Raw genomic sequence first — 19004 nt, 5'->3', positions numbered from 1 at the left:
AAAGCCTGTCGGCGGTCTGCCCCTGATTTTTCAGGGGCTACTGACACCCAAAACGCTGGCGCCCTCTTCCGGCGTGCTCACCGCGCGCCGCATCCAGCCAAACAGCTCTCTGCCGTAGCCCTGCTGATATGCCGATAAATCCGGCCTAGCTGGCTCTCGCTTTGCGAACTCGGCCTCATCCATCACAATCGATAAGATACCTCTATCGGCATCCAGACAAATCAGGTCGCCATCCTGAACCCTTGCAAGGGGGCCACCGTCGAGTGCTTCGGGATACACATGAATCGCCGCCGGAACCTTGCCTGAAGCGCCAGACATACGGCCATCGGTTACCAGACCAACTTTGTACCCGCGGTCCTGCAACACACCAAGATAGGGTGTCAGCTTGTGTAGCTCAGGCATGCCGTTCGATCTCGGGCCTTGAAAACGCACAATAACAACGCAGTCCTTATCAAGCACTCCAGCCTCAAACGCCGCTTTTAACTCGTTTTGATCATTGAATATGACAGCAGGTGCTTCAACTCGATGATGCTCTGGCGCAACCGCAGATACTTTGATAACGCCCCGCCCCAAATTCCCGTCCAATACCTTTAGGCCACCGTCTGGTGCAAAAGGCTCTGCCGCACTACTGAGCACGTCCGGGCGCAAACTCTCTCTGAGTGCTGGCTTCCAAACCAGCTTGCCAGATTCAAGCTCTGGCATTCGGGTATATCGCTCAAGACCATGCCCGACAACCGTCTCTACATCGTTATGCAACAGCCCCTTTTCAAGCAGCTCACGAATCAGAAATGGCGTACCACCTGCCTCGTGGAACGCATTAATATCTTCTTCGCCGTTGGGGTATATTCGGGTCATGGAGGGCACAACGGAGGACAGATCGGCGTAATCAGCCCAGTCAATGATAATGCCCGCGGCACGGGCAATCGCAACCCAGTGCAACGTATGATTGGTTGATCCTCCGGTTACCAGAAGCGCAACCAGTGCGTTGACGATGCTTTTTTCATTAACCATATCGCCAAGGCCAAGCTCCCCACCTTGAGGTTTGGACAACCGAATAACCTGCTCTGTCGCTGCACGGGTCAGCTGTTCTCTCAGTGGTGTGTTCGGATGGATAAAAGCGGCGCCCGGCAAGTGCAAGCCCATAACTTCCACCAGAAGCTGGTTACTGTTTGCTGTGCCATAGAATGTGCAGGTTCCCGGGCTGTGATAGGACTGGCTCTCAGCCTCTAGCAGTTGGCCTTCGTCAATTTTTCCCTCTGCATACAATTGCCGGATACGCTGCTTTTCCTTATTTGGCAGGCCTGACGGCATAGGGCCTGCAGGCACTAGAATGCTGGGTAAGTAGCCAAAACTAAGTGCGCCAATCAACAACCCCGGAACAATCTTGTCGCAAATGCCCAATAGCAGTGTGGCATCGAACATGTTGTGACTAAGTGCCACCGCTGTGCTCATGGCAATGGTGTCCCGCGAGAACAGGCTGAGCTCCATCCCCGGCTGCCCCTGAGTCACTCCGTCACACATAGCAGGCGTGCCACCGGCAAACTGTGCCACGGACCCCATGCCATGAGCCGCGTCACGGATAACGTCCGGAAAAGCCGCATAAGGCTGGTGTGCCGAGAGCATGTCGTTATAGGCAGAAACCATCGCCACATTGGCCTTGTTCATCAGCTTCAAGGTGTCTTTGTCGCTCTGGCCGCAGGCTGCAAAACCGTGGGCAAGATTACCGCAGGAAAGCGTGCCCCGATGGGGGGAGCGGGCTTTCAGCTCACGCATGCGTTCGAGGTAATCCTGTCGAGAAGCGCGGCTGCGGTCGATAATTCTTTGCGTTACTGATTGGACAGTCGGGTGCATGGTGGAGCTCCAGTCTCAAAACAAATGCAATCACAATAAATACTACGTAATTTTACCTTCTTTTTTCGCCCAACATCGCTTCAATGTTCATATTCGAGCATTATTTTGTTATATTTACTACATCACAAACATAACTCGAACAAAAACATCTAGATCAGGACTCAGACTATGACAATTCGTATCGCGATCAATGGTTTTGGGCGGATTGGCCGCAACACTTTACGGGCACTTTATGAAAACAACTACCGCGACAAACTTCAGGTCATCGCCATCAATGACCTTGGGGATGCAGAAACCAACGCCCACCTACTCAAATATGACAGTGTACACGGGCGGTTTGATGCTGAAGTCAGCCACGATGCGGACTCCCTCACCGTAAACGGCGATCGAATTGTCATTACTGCCACCCGCAACCCGGAAGAACTGCCATGGAATGACCTCAATATTGACGTTGTCTTCGAGTGCACAGGGCTCTTCACCAAGCGCGCTAAAGCAGAAGGCCACCTAAAGGCCGGAGCCCGAAAAGTCATTATCTCTGCACCAAGTCCGGATGCTGATGCCATGGTCGTCTATGGTGTTAACCACGACGTTCTTACAGCAAAGCACACTATTATTTCGAGTGCCTCCTGCACAACTAATTGTCTTGCACCGGTTGCCGAAGCCCTGCACACGACCATTGGTATCGAAAGTGGTTTAATGACGACAATACATTCATACACCAACGATCAAAATTTGAGCGACGTCTATCACTCAGACCTTTACCGTGCACGCTCTGCAACTCAGTCGATGATTCCAACTCAAACCGGTGCTGCAGCCGCAATTGGCAAAATTATCCCTGAGCTCTCGGGAAAGCTTGACGGGCTGGCAGTTCGGGTACCGACTATTAACGTATCTTTGGTTGATTTCGGCTTTATCGCAAGTAGAGAAACATCGGTAGAAGAGGTCAATGCAGCTGTAAAAGCCGCTGCTGAATCAAATCCGGTGCTGGGATACAACCTTGAGAAATTGGTTAGTATTGATTTCAACCATAATGCACTTTCTAGCATTTTCGACGCCAACCACACTCGCGTGCTGGGCTGTCATGTAAAAGTCATGGCTTGGTACGATAATGAGTGGGGCTTTTCAAACCGAATGCTAGACAACGCACTCGCGCTGATGAAGGCCAGCCAATAGAATCGATCAACCCGCAATCGCCCGCACACGTGGGCGACATTAACTCGAACATCAAAGGGACACGAAATATGCTCAGGCGTACCAAGATAGTCGCCACCCTCGGCCCCGCCACAGACACACCAGAATCGCTGGCTGCCATCATCCGCGCCGGAGTAGATGTTACCCGGTTAAACTTTTCCCACGGCAGCGCTGACGAACACTTGGAGCGCGCCAAACACGTGCGCAAGGCGGCCGCAGCACAGGGGCGGTTCGTGGCTATACTTGCCGATCTGCAAGGTCCAAAGCTACGCATTGCACGCTTTGCGAACAACAAGGTGACTCTGAAAACAGGGCAAACCTTCGTTCTGGATGCCTCAATGGATAAAGAGGCGGGTACGGAAGAGCGTGTAGGCATCGACTATGAACAGCTGATTAACGATGTAAAGCCGGGCGACATTCTTGTTCTGGACGACGGCCGTATCGAAATGGAAGTGCAGTCGGTTGACAGTCACAGCATCACATCTTTGGTTCTGATCGGCGGCCCCCTCTCCAATAATAAAGGGCTCAATAAGCGTGGCGGCGGGCTTTCCGCCGATGCGCTAACCGATAAAGACAAGCAGGATATCGTAACGGCCGCACGCCTTGGAGCCGACTACGTAGCCGTTTCATTTGTCCGCACGGCCGAGGACATGCACACCGCTCGCAGACTGCTTAAAGAAGCCGGTTCTGATGCAGGTTTGGTTGCAAAAATCGAGCGGGCCGAATTAGCCCACGATGTGGCAGCACTGGATGCGGTTATCGAAGCATCCGACGTTGTGATGGTGGCCCGTGGCGACCTTGCCGTCGAGATAGGTGACGCAGAGCTTGTGGGTGTGCAGAAGCATATTATTGCGCGAGCTCGAGTGCTGGATCGCGCAGTGATTACTGCAACCCAGATGATGGAGTCTATGATCACCAGCCCAATGCCGACGCGAGCTGAAGTATCCGATGTGGCCAATGCTGTTATGGACTACACAGATGCCGTTATGTTGTCGGCGGAAACAGCGGTTGGTGATTATCCGGTAGAAGCCGTAGAAGCAATGGTCCGAATATGTATAGGTGCAGAAAAGCACCCTACGATGCACCAATCGAACCACCGCATACACGAAAGCATGGAACACGTAGATGAAGCCATTGCTTTGTCTGCTATGTATGCAGCCAATCACCTAGATGGTGTCACGGCAATTATTTGTATGACGGAAACAGGTGCAACGCCCAGACTTATGTCACGAATCAAATCTAGCCTACCCATTTTCGCGTACTCCCGGCACCATTCAACGCAGCATCGAGTGGTGATGTATCGCGGCGTTCAAACGGTCCCCTTTGATTCCGCAAAGATACCGAATGAACGAACCAATGCGCTGGCTATATCGGAATTGGTAAACAGGAAAGCCGTAGGCAAAGGCGATTTAGTGGTCATCACCAAAGGTGACTATGTAAACGCTCAAGGCGGAACCAACACCATGAAGATTGTGCGGGTTGGCTCTGATATCAGCTGATATCACGCAAACTACCCGACGCAATCTCGGTAATCTTAGCCCAGTCTTTCGCTGCAACCGCATCGTCAGGGATCAGCCAACTGCCCCCTACGGTTTGCACGTTGTTCAAATCCAGATACCCTCTGGCGGTGTCGCGGCGAATGCCACCGGTCGGGCAAAAGATTGCATCCGGAAAGGGGCCGCTAAAGGCTTTCAACGCAGGAATGCCTCCCGCCACCTCTGCTGGAAAGAACTTAAACTCACGATAGCCCAAACCATAGCCCAGCATTAGCTCGGATGCCGTAGACACTCCGGGTAAAAGCGCCGCCTCCGACGTCAATGCAAAATCAAGCATCGCTTTGGTAACGCCGGGGGTGACGATAAATTGTGCACCAGCAGTTTCCGCCTGACGGTACTGGGCAATGCAAGTAACCGTACCAGCACCAACCCAGGCTTCTGGTAGAGCCTCTCGTACACTTTTAATCGCCTTAAGCCCATGCTCCGTTCGCAAGGTTATCTCCATTACTCGTATACCGCCCTCAAAGAGCGCCTGACAAAGCGGGACGGCATCGTCAGGATGCTTGATGGTGATCACAGGCATTATCTGTGAAGCACCCAGAACAGATCTGATGCGCTCGCGGTGAAAGCCGGATACATGATTCATGGTTCTCTCCACAGGGGCTTAGTAGGGCTAACTATGTTTTAGGGGCTCCAGAAAACTCGAAGGCCAGATTTAAGGAATCCACGAACCGGCATCTCGAGCACATCATTCGGTTCACTGAACGCACGCTTCAGCGTTTCTAGCTTATCTTCACCCTTAAGGTGAAGCGCGATGAAACGAGCCTCCCGCATTAAGGCATAGGTCAGCGTAATACGCTGGTGCGTCTGAGAGGGCGGGGTCATGGCCGCCAAGGCATTACGGTTTTCAACACTCATAGCGTGGGCAAGCTCGGGGGCGTCCGGAAATAACGATGCGGTGTGGCCGTCATTCCCCATCCCCAAAATCAGAACATCCAGCGGGCGCATTAGCTTGGAGAGCTCAGCTTCTGCGGCGCCCAAACTTTCCTCAGGCGTATTTCCTGATTGCTTGATAGATAAGAACTGTGCCACTGCAGCGTTTTTCTGCAACAGATTTTCTTTGACCAGCTTGGTATTACTGTCCTCGTCGGCCTCGTCTACCCAGCGTTCATCTGCAAGCAACACGTCTACCCTGCCCCAGTCGAGTGTTTTGCGGGACAATGCCTGAAAAAAGGGCAAGGGTGTAGAGCCTCCAGACACTGCAAGGCTCGCGCGTTCTGCACTATGAAGACGGCCTCTCAGGAGCTCGGCGACCGTGTGAGCAAGCTGCTGCCCAACCTCCTGTGGCGTTTCTGAAAAGTGGGTCTCTATACCAGACGGCAAATCCAGTTCAGGCGTCTTCATACCAACTCCTTCCATCACGGGTGATCATTGCTATGGACGCCACCGGCCCCCAGGTTCCTGCCGCGTATCGCTTAGGCGGATCACCACCATCGCTCCAGTTTTGAATAATCCGGTCAACCCAATGCCAAGCATGTTCAACTTCGTCACGGCGCACGAACAGGTATTGGTTTCCTTTCATAATTTCCCAAAGTAGGCGTTCGTAAGCATCCGGGATTCGCTCGGATTCAAATGCTTCTGAGAAAGTAAGCTCCAATGGCCCCTGCCGTAGGCGCATGCCTTTATGCAAACCTTGATCCTTGGTGAGTATTTTCAGCGACATACCCTCGTCCGGCTGCAACCTGATAATCAGCTTGTTATTCGCCAAATGCTTCTGATCCGGATCAAAGATGTAATGGGGGGCAGGCTTGAAGTGGATAATAATCTGCGACAACTTTTCCGGGAGGCGCTTGCCAGTACGGATATAAAAAGGCACGCCTGACCAGCGCCAGTTGTCTATTTCGACCTTCAAGGCCACAAAGGTTTCCGTTTCGCTTCTTTTGTTGGCACCCTCTTCTTCCAGATACCCCGGAACCGGCTTTCCTGTACTGGTTCCTGCTGTGTATTGGCCCCGAACCACATAGGTTTCCATCATATCCGGCGTAATCCTACGCAGTGCTTTTAGCACTTTTACCTTTTCATCTCGGATACTATCTGCAGACAAGTCCGAGGGAGGATCCATGGCAATCAGACATAAAAGCTGCAGCATATGGTTCTGGATCATGTCGCGAATCTGACCCGCTTTGTCGAAATAACCCCAACGCCCTTCAATTCCCACGCTCTCGGCAACCGTTATTTCCACATGGGATATATGGTTTTGATCCCATTGGGATGCGAACAGGTTATTGGCAAAACGCAACGCAATCAGATTCTGAACTGTTTCCTTACCCAAATAATGGTCAATTCGGAACAGCTGGCTTTCTCTATAAACCTCGCCTAATTCATCATTGATAACACGGGACGACTCCAAATCGTGACCAATCGGCTTCTCAACAACAACCCGGGTCTTTTCGGTACAGCAACTGGCGGAACGAAGGTTGCGGGCAATCACACCGTACATGGCAGGCGGGCTGGCTAAATACACAATAAGCTCGCTGTTCTCTTCGTCCCGCCAGCTGTTCAACACCCCAAATCCAGATTCGTTATTGAAATCCAGAATCTGGTACTCAACCCGCTGCAAAAAGGCTTCGACAACTGAAGAGTCAAACTCTTCAGATTTAACGTACTGCTTTAGTCCTTCCCTCAGCTCCTTGCGCACGTCATCTGTACTGAGCTCCCTGCGGGCAAGTCCCAGTATTCTGCTCCCATCGGCCAATAAACCAGCTCGTTCGAGTTGGTATAGAGCGGGAAACAGCTTACGCTGCGCCAGATCACCCAAAGCACCAAATAACATGATGTCGCAGCGGGTTGCTATTTTATTGGCCATTGCACGCTTCTCTCCGGTGAGTCAGACCACGCTTGTGGCTCACACTCGATAATAAATGTAGTAATTTTATCCAAATAATGGCACTTGAGCTGAATTATTCCAAGAGCAAGACCATCGCACTGATACGTTTACTACCCAAAATGCTTTAGAATCCCGCTATAATCATCAAATACTTAACAAAAGTTCCATCCAGATTTCAGGGAGTAGCTTTGATGGCCCCGAAACAGGCACATCGTGACGATAATCTGCTGGAGGATATCCAGTCCCGGTTGGACACTCTGAACAAATCAGAGCGCAAAGTCGCAGAGGCTATCCTGCGGGACCCAAGCGCAGCTACGCGTTATAGCATTGCTGCTCTGGCAAGAGCCTCAAATGTCAGCGAGCCCACCGTTAATCGGTTTTGCAGGGGTTTCTCAGCAACAGGCTTCCCAGATTTCAAAATCCGTCTCGCTCAGAGCATTGCCACCGGCACGCCCTATATTGGTCAAAACATTGAACCTGACGACACGGTTGCTGAGTTTGCAGACAAAATCATGCTAAGCACCATTGCAAACTTGGACAAAGCGCGCCAAGCGTTGGACCCTAATGCCTTGGCAACCGCAATCGACTATCTAATTCAGGCCAAACAAATCAATTTTTTTGGCATGGGCGGCTCCGCTTCTGTGGCGCTGGACGCACAGCACAAGTTTTTTCGCTTTAACATTCCCGTGATGTCTTACGATGACGCACTGATGCAAAGAATGGTCGCCGCAGGCGCAAGAGTTGGCGATGTCATCGTGATGATTTCTTACACCGGGCGCACCAAAGAGACCGTTGAAATTGCGCGCATTGCACGGGATAACGGGGCGACGGTTATTGGCATTACGACGCCAAACTCGCCACTCGCAGACGTTTGCACCACCGCTTTGGAAATTACGGCGCCGGAGGATATCGAGGTTTATATGCCCATGTCGTCCAGAATTATTCATCTAACAGTGATCGATATTCTGGCTACGGGCGTTACGCTAAAGCGTGGCGCAGACTTTTTAAGCCACCTCAAAAAAATCAAAGACAGCCTAATGCCTACACGTATTCCGTCTGCTCCCGGGTGATGAAATTGTTGCCTGAGGTTATTCAAGGCAATAAAAAACCCGAACAAACATTTTGTTCGGGTTTTTTATTGCTTCTGCCTTAGCTTACGGGCGAGATACCTCAGCCGTGTTTCTTAGGAACTGCTGGTAAGCGGCGTATTCACGCTGGCCTTCAAGTGATGCAAGAAAGCTTCGCAACTGACCTAGATCACTATCATTGGTTTCCGCATCGCCCTCGTTAACGGCGTCCAGCGCAACCACTTCAACGCCATTATGCGTCATTGCAGAACCATAGCTCGGCTCGCCATCTGCTGGCCGCTTTATAGAAAAGGCTGCCTGAATAACCCGAGGATCTAGCCCCGACGCATTACGTGGCTGATCCTCGAACGATTTCCAATCACCAGAACTCAGAGTACTCAATGACTCGCCTTCCTCAAGACCTGCGATGATTGCATCTGCACGTTCGTTTAGAAGCTCTTGGGTCTTACGTGCCTCTAGAGTCCTGCGAATATCATCGCGCACATCTTCCAACGCAAGCTGCTGAGCTTCGCGATATTCACGAACACGGGCAACAACGGAAACATTATCACCAACATCTATGAGCTCGGTGTTGTAGCCACCCTCAAGCACATCTTCGGAGAACAACTGACGCACCAATCCTGCGTGATCAAACGGCGCACGGCCGCCATCTTTGGTGATGCCATTAGCCTCACGAATTTCCAGACCTAGTTCTTGCGCCGGGCCAGCAAGATCGTCTGCCTCATATGCGGAATCCGCTAACTCTGCACGTACCTCAGCAAATTCTGTCGCAGCGCGTTCTCGAGCAAGCTCTTCACGGAGCTTCTGTTCCAAGTCAGCCAACGGTGGCACTTCGGAGCGACGAACCTCATCTAAACGAATCAGATGAACACCAAAGCTGGTTGATACCGGGTCAGACACCTGCCCTTCGTCAAGCGCAAACAAAGCTTCTTCAAAGGCTTCGTCGTAAACACCACGGCCAGCAAAACCGAGGTCTCCGCCTTCTTTTGCAGACACAGTATCCACGGAGAATTCTTTTGCTAAATCCTCAAAGCTCTCTCCGGCTTTCAGGCGCTCCTGAATCGAGCCTATGGCCTGTTCTGCGTCACCGGCTTCCACCAAAATATGGGAGGCACGACGTTCTTCCCGCGCCAGATCGCCAGCACGCTGCTTGTAATATGCTTCAAGCTCATCCTGAGTGATCTCGATGTTCTCGGCGAGAGAGCCCAAAGACAAAGTGATGTAGGCAGCATCAACCTGCTCCTGCTGTCTAAATACCGAACCGTTCTCTTGGTAAAACGCCTCGATATCTGCATCTGTGACTTCTACGTCATCGGAAACCGCACTCGCCGGAACCTGAAGAACACGGAAACTCCGGGTCTGGTTCTGGATTCGTAGAAGCTGTGCGGCATTCTCGTCGGCAACAAGGCCGCTTTGCATAAGACCTGCGCGAATCTGGTTGACCACATACTGCTTACGCATGGCCTCCCGGAATTCGCCCACACCCATGCCCAAATTGCGCACTGATGCGACAAATCGATCGCGGTTGAATTGCCCATCCACCTGAAATTGCGGCATTTGCGTAATCAGAGCATCAATATCCGCATCATTGAGTGAAAGGCCTTGGGCGCTGGCATCCTGAATCAAAACCTGTTCCTGAATCAGCTGATCAAGAACGTCTTTACGAATCTGGTCTTCATTAAGCAAAGCAGGATCTGGACGCTCCATTTCACCCAAGCGGCGCTGGCTTTCCAGCTGCACAACTCGCAAGAAATCCCGCTCGGTAATATCTTCACCGTTAACTGTTGCCACTTCCGGCTCGCCCGAGAAGCCACCAACAATGGCGTCCATTCCCCAAATGGAGAGGGACACGACCAGCAGACCGATGATGATCTTGGCAATCGTTCCCTGGGAGTTTTCCCGTATATCTTGAAGCATGTTTCTCCCAAACCCCTATACCGATTAACTTAACGTAAAAAGGCGCACCCTGTAGGAATGCGCCTTGAATTCTTCTTGGCGGCTCCTTTTAGCTGGAGCCGCCGGAGAAAGAACCGTTACTTAACGGCGTCTTTCAGGGCCTTACCTGCTTTAAACCCGGGCACTTTGGAAGCCGCAATCTTGATCTCGGCACCCGTTTGCGGGTTACGGCCCGTGCGCGCAGCACGGTCTTTCACGGAGAAAGTACCAAAACCGATCAGAGTAACCTGATCGCCTTTTTTGAGGGCACCGGTAATAGAGTTGGTCATTGCGTCCAGAGCGCGGCCAGCGGCGGCTTTGGAAATATCTGCTGATTCTGCAATTGCATCGATAAGTTCGGACTTGTTCACACTAAACCCCTTCGCTGTCAGGTTGAAGATGTTCTAGGTCGGATTATTTTTTTCTCGGATGCTCTCGACTATCGCATAAGCGGTCGGAGAATTCCATTCTTCGGTTTTCTTATTCCTTTCGGCGTTCAACCGGTGTTCGGAATAGGCACATATGGCGCGGGAGCCCTTGGTATTGGCTGCTTCACGGCGAAACAGTTATACCAATGGGCTCTCCGGCATGTCAACAACTCATGTTGGGTTTAATGTGTATTTATGCGTTCTGCACTGTCACTTTCGTCGTCACGAGGCTTGCTTGACCCTGCTTCAGACGATGAGCTGTCGTTGTGCGACTCGGGCGCATAGGCAAGCGCAATATCCAACACTTCATCAATCCACTTGACCGGAATTATCTCGAGTGACTCCTTGATATTATCCGGTATCTCTTTGAGATCCCTAACGTTTTCATCAGGTATCACAATCGTTTTGATACCACCCCTATGAGCTGCAAGAAGCTTTTCCTTAAGCCCTCCAATAGGCAGCACCCGCCCCCGGAGTGTGATCTCACCGGTCATCGCGACGTCTGCTCGAACCGGAATTTTCGTCAATGCAGAAACAAGCGCTGTACACATGCCAATACCGGCACTTGGGCCATCTTTTGGCGTAGCGCCCTCTGGTACGTGCACGTGAAGATCGTGTTTTTCGTGGAAATCGTCGGCGATACCCAGCCCCGGCGCTCGGCTTCTTACAACGGTAAGCGCGGTCTGGATAGACTCCTGCATCACGTCACCAAGTGAGCCTGTTTTAACCACTCTGCCCTTACCCGGCGTAAGTGCACACTCTATGGTCAACAGCTCGCCTCCCACCTGAGTCCAAGCAAGACCCGTTACCTGCCCAATTTGGTTGGTCTCCTCCGCCAACCCGTAATTGAACTTGCGCACTCCGGAATAGTGCTCGAGCATGTCAGGCTCGATGGTGATGACGGCTTTCTCGTTGGCTTCCACATGCTCACGCACTACTTTACGGCATAGTTTGGCAATTTCCCGCTCCAGGCCACGCACACCGGCTTCGCGAGTGTAATAACGCACAATATCCCGCAACGCGGCTTCGCTCAGAGTGAGCTCATCTTTACGCAAACCATTGGCCTTGATCTGTTTCGGTAACAGATAGCGCAATGCAATATTTACTTTTTCATCCTCGGTATAACCCGGGATCCGGATAATCTCCATGCGATCCAGCAGTGCTGCCGGGATATCCATAGAGTTGGAAGTACACACAAACATAACGTCGGAAAGATCGTAATCTACTTCCAGATAGTGATCATTGAACGTGTGATTCTGCTCAGGATCCAGCACTTCAAGTAATGCGGAGGCGGGATCGCCCCGGTGGTCCATACCCATCTTGTCGATTTCGTCGAACAAAAATAGAGGGTTTTTCACACCGACTTTAGACAGCTTTTGCAGCAGCTTGCCCGGTAAGGCACCAATATAGGTTTTTCGATGGCCGCGAATTTCGGCTTCATCACGCACACCACCAAGAGCCATTCGCGTGTACTTGCGGTTTGTCGCTCTGGCAATAGACTGTCCTAGAGATGTTTTACCAACACCAGGAGGCCCTACAAGGCACAGCACAGGGCCTTTCACCTTTTTGACACGGCTTTGCACCGCAAGGTATTCAAGGATACGCTTCTTGACCTCATCAAGGCCGTAGTGATCCTGATCGAGAATCTCTCGAGCCTTTTCGATATCGTGGCGCACCCGGCTGCGTTTTTTCCAGGGGACGGCCAGCATCCAATCGATATAGCCCCGAACAACCGTAGCCTCAGCAGACATCGGCGACATCATCTTGAGCTTATTCAGTTCAGATTCTGTCTTTTTGCGGGCTTCTTCAGGCAGACCAGCTTCTTCGAGCTTTTGTTCCAGCTCCTCAAAATCGTTATTACCCTCACCCAGGTTACCCATCTCTTTCTGGATAGCCTTCATTTGCTCGTTCAGGTAATACTCTCGCTGGCTGCGCTCCATTTGCTTCTTAACTCGCCCACGGATGCGTTTCTCAACCTCAATAAGGTCGATTTCACCATCCAGTTTCCCGAGTAGAAGTTCAACGCGAACATTAATATCCAGTGCTTCCAGAAGTTCCTGCTTTTCTGGAATGCGCATCTCAAGATGGGCAGCCATGGTGTCGGCAAGGCGCTCGAGCTCTTCGATTCCAGTCAGCGCATTGGAGACTTCCGAAGGGACTTTTCGGGACAGCTTCACGTACTTTTCGAATTCGTCCGTAAGGGTCTTCATAAGCACATCTTCTTCGCGCTCAGGAAGGCCCTCTTCGTCCATCAGGGTAGCCCCGCCGGACAGGTATTCCGCTTCTGTTATATTACTGATCGCAGCCCGGGCATTACCCTCGACCAATACCTTAACGGTGCCGTCCGGAAGCCGCAGCATTTGCAGCACGGTTGCCAGCGTACCCATTTCAAAAACGTCACCTGGACCAGGCTCATCCGTAGAGGCGTCTCGCTGGGCCACTAGAAGGATTTCCTTGCTTCCTTCCATTGCGGCTTCAAGAGCCTGAATGGATTTCTCGCGGCCCACAAACAGGGGGACCACCATGTGCGGAAACACCACCACATCCCGAAGCGGGAGTAGCGGGTATTCTTGCACAATATCTTGGGGTATCCGGGTCATAAGGAATCCTCTGACGATGTTTCTTTCAGCATACCACCCTTCATTGGGGCGACCTCTGAAATTGCAATCTTTTTACCAAACGACACAGCGTAAAGCGCTGTTGATACAAACCATTAAAAAAGGGGCGTTCCCGCCCCTTTTTTATTTCTCTAAGTCGCTAACCACTTTTCAGTGGGGCCTGATCAATCATCCGGCACTGCTTTAGCGTGATCGTTGTTGGCGTATATCTTGAACGGCTCTGAATCGCCCTTGATCACACTTTCGTCAATCACAACCTTGGAGATGTCGTGCTCCGAAGGAATCTGATACATAGTATCCAGCAGCGTGGCTTCCATGATGGAACGAAGGCCACGGGCACCGGTTTTGCGTTCCAGAGCCTTGCCAGCTACTGCACGCAGTGCGTCGTCCCGGAAGTCCAGCTCTACACCTTCCATATCAAAGAGTTTCTGATACTGCTTGGTTAAGGAGTTTTTCGGCTCTGTCAGAATTTGCACCAGAGCATCTTCATCCAACTCCATCAGAGTGGCCACGACCGGCAAACGACCGACGAACTCGGGGATCAGACCGTACTTAACCAAATCTTCGGTCTCGACATCCTTGATAACATCACCAGTATTTTTGCTTTCTTCTCGACTGGCGACTGCTGCCGAGAAGCCAATACTGCTCTTTTCAGTGCGGTCACGGATAACTTTGTCGAGGCCTGCAAACGCACCGCCACAGATGAATAGCATATTGCCGGTGTCAACCTGCAAAAATTCTTGCTGAGGATGCTTGCGCCCGCCTTGGGGCGGAACCGATGCAACCGTACCTTCAATCAGCTTCAGCAGCGCCTGCTGCACACCCTCACCTGAAACATCCCGGGTGATGGACGGGTTATCAGATTTGCGAGAAATCTTATCGATCTCGTCAATGTACACAATACCGCGCTGGGCCTTGTCTACATCGTAGTCGCATTTTTGGAGCAGCTTCTGGATGATATTCTCAACATCCTCACCCACATAGCCTGCTTCGGTAAGCGTTGTGGCATCTGCGATGGTAAAGGGTACATTGAGCATACGCGCGAGTGTTTCTGCGAGCAGCGTTTTACCGCTACCAGTCGGCCCAATCAGCAGGATATTACTCTTACCAAGCTCTACGTCGCCTTTACCTTCACCATAACGGAGGCGCTTGTAGTGGTTATAAACCGCTACTGCGAGTACAACTTTGGCACGATCCTGACCAATGACATATTCATCCAGCGTATTGCGGATTTCAGCCGGCGTCGGAAGGCGATCACTCGGCTCCTCCTGTGCGTTCTCCTGAATTTCTTCGCGGATAATATCGTTGCACAGGTCGACACACTCGTCGCAGATGAACACCGAAGGCCCTGCAATGAGCTTACGGACTTCATGCTGGCTCTTTCCACAAAACGAGCAGTAGAGCAACTTGCCGTTATCGTCGCCTCTGCCGTTTCTTTCATCTGCCATTGAAATACCTCTGATCTCGTTTTGCCAGCGCTTCAGATAGTCGAGCGCTGGCCAGGGGTGATGCTATTACTACCAGTATTATTTATTCGGCACGCGCTTATCAAGTATCGAGTCAATAAGCCCGTACTCTTTAGCCTGTGTCGGATCCATAAAATTATCGCGATCCGTATCTCGTGCAAGCGTTTCCAAATCCTGACCGGTGTGATGGGCCAGTATGGAATTCAGCGTATGCCGGATTTTAAGAATTTCACGGGTATGAATTTCAATATCAGTTGCCTGTCCCTGATAACCACCCAAAGGCTGGTGAATCATAACCCGCGAGTTAGGCAAGCAAGCACGCTTACCAGGCGCGCCGCCAGCCAAAAGGAAGGCGCCCATGCTAGCTGCTTGGCCAACACACAAAGTAGAGACGTCCGGCTTGATGAACTGCATGGTGTCGTAAATAGACATACCAGCTGTTACGGACCCACCTGGGCTGTTGATGTACAGGTGGATATCTTTATCCGGATTTTCAGACTCCAGGAACAGAAGCTGAGCCACGATCAGGTTCGCCATGTGATCTTCCACCTGCCCAACCATGAAGATCACCCGCTCCTTGAGCAGACGGGAATAAATATCAAACGAACGCTCTCCACGAGCGGTCTGCTCAATAACCATCGGCACCAGAGCGGATCTGGTAAGCATTGCGGGATCATCAATCGGTTTCTGCATCATGATGCGCCTGAACTCCTTATGGACAGATGGAACGTGGCTTCACACCACGGCTACTTCTTCAGTATTCTTGTACTGTGCCAGTGGCAAGCCAAGATGAAAACAGCCGGACATGCCGGCTGTTAGCTCTGTTCGGCCAGCCCGGGCCAGACGTATATCTGGCCCTGACACCAATGCCCCGGCTTATCAGCGCTGGGGCTGTCCTGCCTGAATAGCTTCTTCGTACTTAACTTTCTTCTCTTTGACCTTAGCCTGAGAGAGAACATAGTCAACAACCTGATCTTCCAGCACAGAAGACTCAATCTGGCTCTTTTGCTCCGGATTACCGTTGAAGTGAGCAATAACCTCGTCAGGTTGTTCATACGTTGACGCAATTTCTTGGATCTTTTCATCGACCTTGGCAGCATCAACTTTCAGATCGTTTGCCTTAACAACTTCCTGGAACAACAAGCCGGTCTTCACGCGGCGCTCAGCTTGCTCCTGAAAAATTTCTTTAGGCAACTGCTGAAAGTCTACCTGTCCGCCAAAGCGCTGAACTGCGTCCTGACGAAGGCGATCGATTTCCTGATCTGTTAGTGCAGCAGGAACCTCGAATTCAGTTGATTCGAGAAGACCGTCTACAACGTCATTTTTAACCTTGTTAGACACAGCCTGTTTGAGCTCGCGCTCCATGTTCTTTTTCACTTCTTCGCGGAACGCAGCTTCGTCTTCCGCCTCAATACCGAACTTGGTAAAGAACTCGGCATTTAATTCAGGCAGCTGAGGCTCTTCAACTTCGTGAATTTTGATTTCAAACTTCGCTGGCTTACCTTTGAGGTCTTCGTTGTGATAGTCCTCTGGGAAGGTCACTTCGATTTCCAGCTCTTCACCGGCCTTACCACCAACAATCGCTTTTTCAAAACCCGGAATCATTTGATCCGAGCCCAGAGTCAGCTTGTGACCCTCTGCAGCGCCGCCTTCGAACTCTTCACCGTCAATGAAGCCTTTGAAGTCAATGGTCAGCACGTCCTTGTTCTTGGACTTACGCTTCACAGACTTCATGGTGGCCTGCTGGCGACGCAGGTTATCGATCATGGTGTCGATATCCTTATCGGTGATCTCAGAAGTCATTTTCTCGATAGAGACATTGCTCAGGTCGCCCAATTCAATCTCAGGAAGCACTTCGAAAATGGCAACAAATTCCAGATCTTTGCCAGCTTCCATTGTTTTAGGCTCAAGCTTTGGCCAACCCGCCGGATTAATATCCTGCTCCTGCAGTGCCTTAATGTAGTTGTCGCGCATAATTTCGCCGACAATTTCCTGGCGAACACTGTCACCGAAACGACGCTTGACCACGCTCATGGGCACTTTACCAGGGCGGAAACCATTCAGGCGCACAGTGCGCGCAGTTTCCTGCAGGCGTTTCTGAACCGCCTGTTCAATTTCCTGGGCGGGCACACCAATCGTCATGCGACGCTCGATGTTGGAGGTCGTTTCAACAGACACTTGCATGGAAGATCCTCAAATTTCGGGTTCGGTATGTGAATGAAATTAAAACCAAAAGTCCGTTTCTGGGAGGTTTCCCCGGAAAGGACCCAAAATTAAAAGCCGACAGTTTATCACGGTTTACCCCAGTGAGAGAATCACCTACCGAGGTAGTTTCAGGGTTCGTGACAACAGCGACACACTCTATGTGTAGGAGTTTGGGGCAAAAACTGAAAAGAAAAAAGGCTCTTAGATCATCTCTAAGAGCCTTTTAATATGGTCGGGTTGGGGAGAATCGAACTCCCACTCCTCTCGGAACCAGAACCTAAATCTGGCGCGTCTACCAATTTCGCCACAACCCGGAATTCTAAGAAAAAGTGGGGTGGACGAAGGGGATCGAACCCTCGACCGCAGGAGTCACAATCCTGAGCTCTACCAACTGAGCTACGTCCACCACATAGGGAAATACCTTTCGGTATATTCCTACAGCTCTCTAAAGCTGCTGTTCAACTTACTTAGCACAAAAACATGAGTGCTAAACCAGCTTCGATCAAGCCGACGCTTTAATGGCGCGCCCGGCAGGACTCGAACCTGCGACCCTCGGCTTAGAAGGCCGATGCTCTATCCAGCTGAGCTACGGGCGCTTGACCGTTGGCCTAGCTGAACATTCAGAAAATGGTCGGGGTAGAGAGATTCGAACTCCCGACATCCTGCTCCCAAAGCAGGCGCGCTACCAGACTGCGCTATACCCCGTTTGACTGATCAATTCGTGCTTCAGCAAAGTTGGCGCGCATATTACCGTCGCCAATCCACTTCGTCAACAAAGAAAATCAATTTCTCTCTTAAATCAGTAATTTTCAAACTCGACTGACCGGCAAACCGCGACTTTAACCCAGAGCTCCACTAATTGGAGTTAGGCGACAAGCGTGAGACAATACTGCCCCTTTTATTTACCCATGCCAACCGACAAGACCAAACATGAGCGCCAAACTGATCAATGGAAAAGAAATTGCCGCCGCAGTGCGACAGCAAGTCGCTGCCGGCGTAGAAGCCCGCACCCGCAGGGGCCTGCGCGCGCCAGGCCTAGCTGTAGTGCTAGTAGGAAACGACCCGGCTTCCGAAGTCTATGTAGGCAATAAACGCAAAGCGTGTGACGCCGCAGGGATTCTTTCGCTGTCCTACGACCTACCTACAGACACCTCACAGCAAGCATTAGAAGCTCTGGTCGATGAGCTGAACGACAATCCTGCAGTAGACGGAATACTGGTGCAGCTTCCACTGCCCAGCCATCTGGATGCAGACCCGATCTTACTGAAAATTCGGCCAGATAAAGATGTAGATGGCTTTCACCCCTACAACATAGGGCGCCTAGTGCAGCGTAAGCCTGCACTCAGGCCATGTACACCGGCTGGCGTGATCACCCTACTCGATAGCATCGACACCCCCTACAAAGGGCAGCACGCAGTGATTGTAGGCGCATCCAATATTGTCGGCCGCCCTATGACCATGGAATTACTGCTCAAAGGCGCAACCACCACAGTGTGCCACCGCTTCACACCGGATTTAGAAAAGTTTGTCCGTGAAGCCGATATTTTGATTGCTGCGGTAGGCAAACCCGGCCTAATTAAAGGCGACTGGGTGAAGCCTGGCGCAACCGTGATTGATGTGGGTATAAATCGTATGGAAAACGGCAAACTGCAAGGCGACGTGGACTTCGAAGCCGCCTCTACCCGCGCAGCCTACATCACACCAGTGCCGGGTGGCGTGGGCCCCATGACAATTGCTACTCTCCTACAAAACACCCTGTACGCAGCAAACGAACTGCACAGCGAGTGATTATTCAGCACCCTTAACCTTCTCCCCTGGATAAAAACTAAAAAACCCGCC

Annotated in this window: 14 protein-coding genes and 4 tRNA genes; 4 read left to right on the top strand and 14 right to left on the bottom strand. The window is 51.4% G+C overall.

What is annotated here, in order from left to right:
* Positions 1-30: 30 nt before the first annotated feature.
* The gene (gene edd / locus MWU62_RS11750; protein ID WP_247115064.1) at positions 31-1851 is read right to left on the bottom strand and encodes a phosphogluconate dehydratase; all 1821 of its coding nucleotides are present in this window, start codon (positions 1849-1851) and stop codon (positions 31-33) included.
* 168 nt (positions 1852-2019) lie between these two features.
* On the opposite strand from edd, the gene gap reads away from it, so the two are divergent.
* Both gap and pyk read left to right on the top strand, forming a co-directional pair.
* Entirely contained in the window at positions 2020-3024 is a 1005-nt protein-coding gene (gene gap / locus MWU62_RS11745) for a type I glyceraldehyde-3-phosphate dehydrogenase (RefSeq protein ID WP_247115063.1), read from the top strand.
* A gap of 68 nt (positions 3025-3092) precedes the next feature.
* Complete coding sequence (gene pyk / locus MWU62_RS11740) at positions 3093-4541, top strand: pyruvate kinase (RefSeq protein WP_247115062.1); 1449 nt, start codon at positions 3093-3095, stop codon at positions 4539-4541.
* Here pyk and MWU62_RS11735 read toward each other — a convergent pair.
* Genes MWU62_RS11735 through zwf form a run of 3 tightly spaced genes read right to left on the bottom strand, consistent with a single transcriptional unit; the run spans position 4534 to position 7404 of the window.
* Positions 4534-5184 (bottom strand): bifunctional 4-hydroxy-2-oxoglutarate aldolase/2-dehydro-3-deoxy-phosphogluconate aldolase, encoded by a 651-nt coding sequence (locus MWU62_RS11735; protein ID WP_247115060.1) that lies wholly within the window; start codon positions 5182-5184, stop codon positions 4534-4536. The genes pyk and MWU62_RS11735 overlap by 8 nt on opposite strands.
* 38 nt (positions 5185-5222) lie before the next feature.
* Complete coding sequence (pgl, locus tag MWU62_RS11730) at positions 5223-5942, bottom strand: 6-phosphogluconolactonase (protein WP_247115058.1); 720 nt, start codon at positions 5940-5942, stop codon at positions 5223-5225.
* Positions 5929-7404 carry a glucose-6-phosphate dehydrogenase gene (gene zwf, locus MWU62_RS11725; RefSeq protein WP_247115056.1) on the bottom strand — a complete coding sequence of 492 codons (1476 nt, stop codon included), beginning with the start codon at positions 7402-7404 and terminating at the stop codon, positions 5929-5931. Before zwf ends, pgl begins: the two co-directional genes overlap by 14 nt.
* Before the next feature lie 212 nt (positions 7405-7616).
* On the opposite strand from zwf, the gene hexR reads away from it, so the two are divergent.
* A complete protein-coding gene (gene hexR, locus MWU62_RS11720) occupies positions 7617-8495 on the top strand; it encodes a transcriptional regulator HexR (RefSeq protein ID WP_247115055.1) in 879 nt (292 codons plus the stop codon).
* A gap of 84 nt (positions 8496-8579) precedes the next feature.
* On the opposite strand, the gene MWU62_RS11715 is transcribed toward hexR, so the two are convergent.
* The 10 genes from MWU62_RS11715 to MWU62_RS11670 all read right to left on the bottom strand — a co-directional run bounded on the left by MWU62_RS11715 (position 8580) and on the right by MWU62_RS11670 (position 17870).
* Positions 8580-10430 carry a SurA N-terminal domain-containing protein gene (locus MWU62_RS11715; RefSeq protein ID WP_247115054.1) on the bottom strand — a complete coding sequence of 617 codons (1851 nt, stop codon included), beginning with the start codon at positions 10428-10430 and terminating at the stop codon, positions 8580-8582.
* A gap of 116 nt (positions 10431-10546) precedes the next feature.
* Positions 10547-10819 (bottom strand): HU family DNA-binding protein, encoded by a 273-nt coding sequence (locus tag MWU62_RS11710; RefSeq protein WP_044386154.1) that lies wholly within the window; start codon positions 10817-10819, stop codon positions 10547-10549.
* A 239-nt stretch (positions 10820-11058) separates the two neighbouring features.
* Positions 11059-13476: an endopeptidase La gene (gene lon / locus MWU62_RS11705; protein ID WP_247115052.1), complete on the bottom strand. Its 2418-nt coding sequence runs from the start codon at positions 13474-13476 to the stop codon at positions 11059-11061.
* Positions 13477-13658: 182 nt separating this feature from the next.
* Positions 13659-14942, bottom strand: a complete 1284-nt coding sequence (gene clpX, locus MWU62_RS11700; RefSeq protein WP_216009243.1) for an ATP-dependent Clp protease ATP-binding subunit ClpX — start codon at positions 14940-14942, stop codon at positions 13659-13661.
* 78 nt (positions 14943-15020) lie between these two features.
* The gene (gene clpP / locus MWU62_RS11695; RefSeq protein ID WP_247115050.1) at positions 15021-15656 is read right to left on the bottom strand and encodes an ATP-dependent Clp endopeptidase proteolytic subunit ClpP; all 636 of its coding nucleotides are present in this window, start codon (positions 15654-15656) and stop codon (positions 15021-15023) included.
* Positions 15657-15839: 183 nt separating this feature from the next.
* Entirely contained in the window at positions 15840-17144 is a 1305-nt protein-coding gene (gene tig, locus MWU62_RS11690; protein ID WP_247115048.1) for a trigger factor, read from the bottom strand.
* A 250-nt stretch (positions 17145-17394) separates the two neighbouring features.
* A tRNA-Leu gene (locus MWU62_RS11685) sits at positions 17395-17479 on the bottom strand.
* A gap of 16 nt (positions 17480-17495) precedes the next feature.
* Positions 17496-17571 (bottom strand) — tRNA-His (locus MWU62_RS11680).
* A 113-nt stretch (positions 17572-17684) separates the two neighbouring features.
* Positions 17685-17761 (bottom strand) — tRNA-Arg (locus tag MWU62_RS11675).
* Positions 17762-17793: 32 nt separating this feature from the next.
* Positions 17794-17870, bottom strand: a tRNA-Pro gene (locus MWU62_RS11670).
* 225 nt (positions 17871-18095) lie between these two features.
* Between MWU62_RS11670 and folD the strand changes: the two genes are divergently transcribed.
* Entirely contained in the window at positions 18096-18953 is an 858-nt protein-coding gene (folD, locus tag MWU62_RS11665; RefSeq protein WP_247115047.1) for a bifunctional methylenetetrahydrofolate dehydrogenase/methenyltetrahydrofolate cyclohydrolase FolD, read from the top strand.
* The last annotated feature ends 51 nt before the right edge of the window (positions 18954-19004 follow it).

Source organism: Marinobacter sp. S6332 (genome assembly GCF_023016045.1).
Classification (GTDB): Bacteria; Pseudomonadota; Gammaproteobacteria; order Pseudomonadales; family Oleiphilaceae; genus Marinobacter.
The sequence above is the reverse complement of the archived record's forward strand: the minus strand, read 5'-3'. Positions and strand labels throughout refer to the sequence as shown.

Bases quoted from the DNA above. Each gene is read 5' to 3' on its own strand.
- edd (WP_247115064.1), bottom strand. From the start codon at position 1,851: ATGCACCCGACTGTCCAATCAGTAACGCAAAGAATTATCGACCGCAGC.
- gap (WP_247115063.1), top strand. From the start codon at position 2,020: ATGACAATTCGTATCGCGATCAATGGTTTTGGGCGGATTGGCCGCAAC.
- pyk (WP_247115062.1), top strand. From the start codon at position 3,093: ATGCTCAGGCGTACCAAGATAGTCGCCACCCTCGGCCCCGCCACAGAC.
- MWU62_RS11735 (WP_247115060.1), bottom strand. From the start codon at position 5,184: ATGAATCATGTATCCGGCTTTCACCGCGAGCGCATCAGATCTGTTCTG.
- pgl (WP_247115058.1), bottom strand. From the start codon at position 5,942: ATGAAGACGCCTGAACTGGATTTGCCGTCTGGTATAGAGACCCACTTT.
- zwf (WP_247115056.1), bottom strand. From the start codon at position 7,404: ATGGCCAATAAAATAGCAACCCGCTGCGACATCATGTTATTTGGTGCT.
- hexR (WP_247115055.1), top strand. From the start codon at position 7,617: ATGGCCCCGAAACAGGCACATCGTGACGATAATCTGCTGGAGGATATC.
- MWU62_RS11715 (WP_247115054.1), bottom strand. From the start codon at position 10,430: ATGCTTCAAGATATACGGGAAAACTCCCAGGGAACGATTGCCAAGATC.
- lon (WP_247115052.1), bottom strand. From the start codon at position 13,476: ATGACCCGGATACCCCAAGATATTGTGCAAGAATACCCGCTACTCCCG.
- clpX (WP_216009243.1), bottom strand. From the start codon at position 14,942: ATGGCAGATGAAAGAAACGGCAGAGGCGACGATAACGGCAAGTTGCTC.
- clpP (WP_247115050.1), bottom strand. From the start codon at position 15,656: ATGATGCAGAAACCGATTGATGATCCCGCAATGCTTACCAGATCCGCT.
- tig (WP_247115048.1), bottom strand. From the start codon at position 17,144: ATGCAAGTGTCTGTTGAAACGACCTCCAACATCGAGCGTCGCATGACG.
- folD (WP_247115047.1), top strand. From the start codon at position 18,096: ATGAGCGCCAAACTGATCAATGGAAAAGAAATTGCCGCCGCAGTGCGA.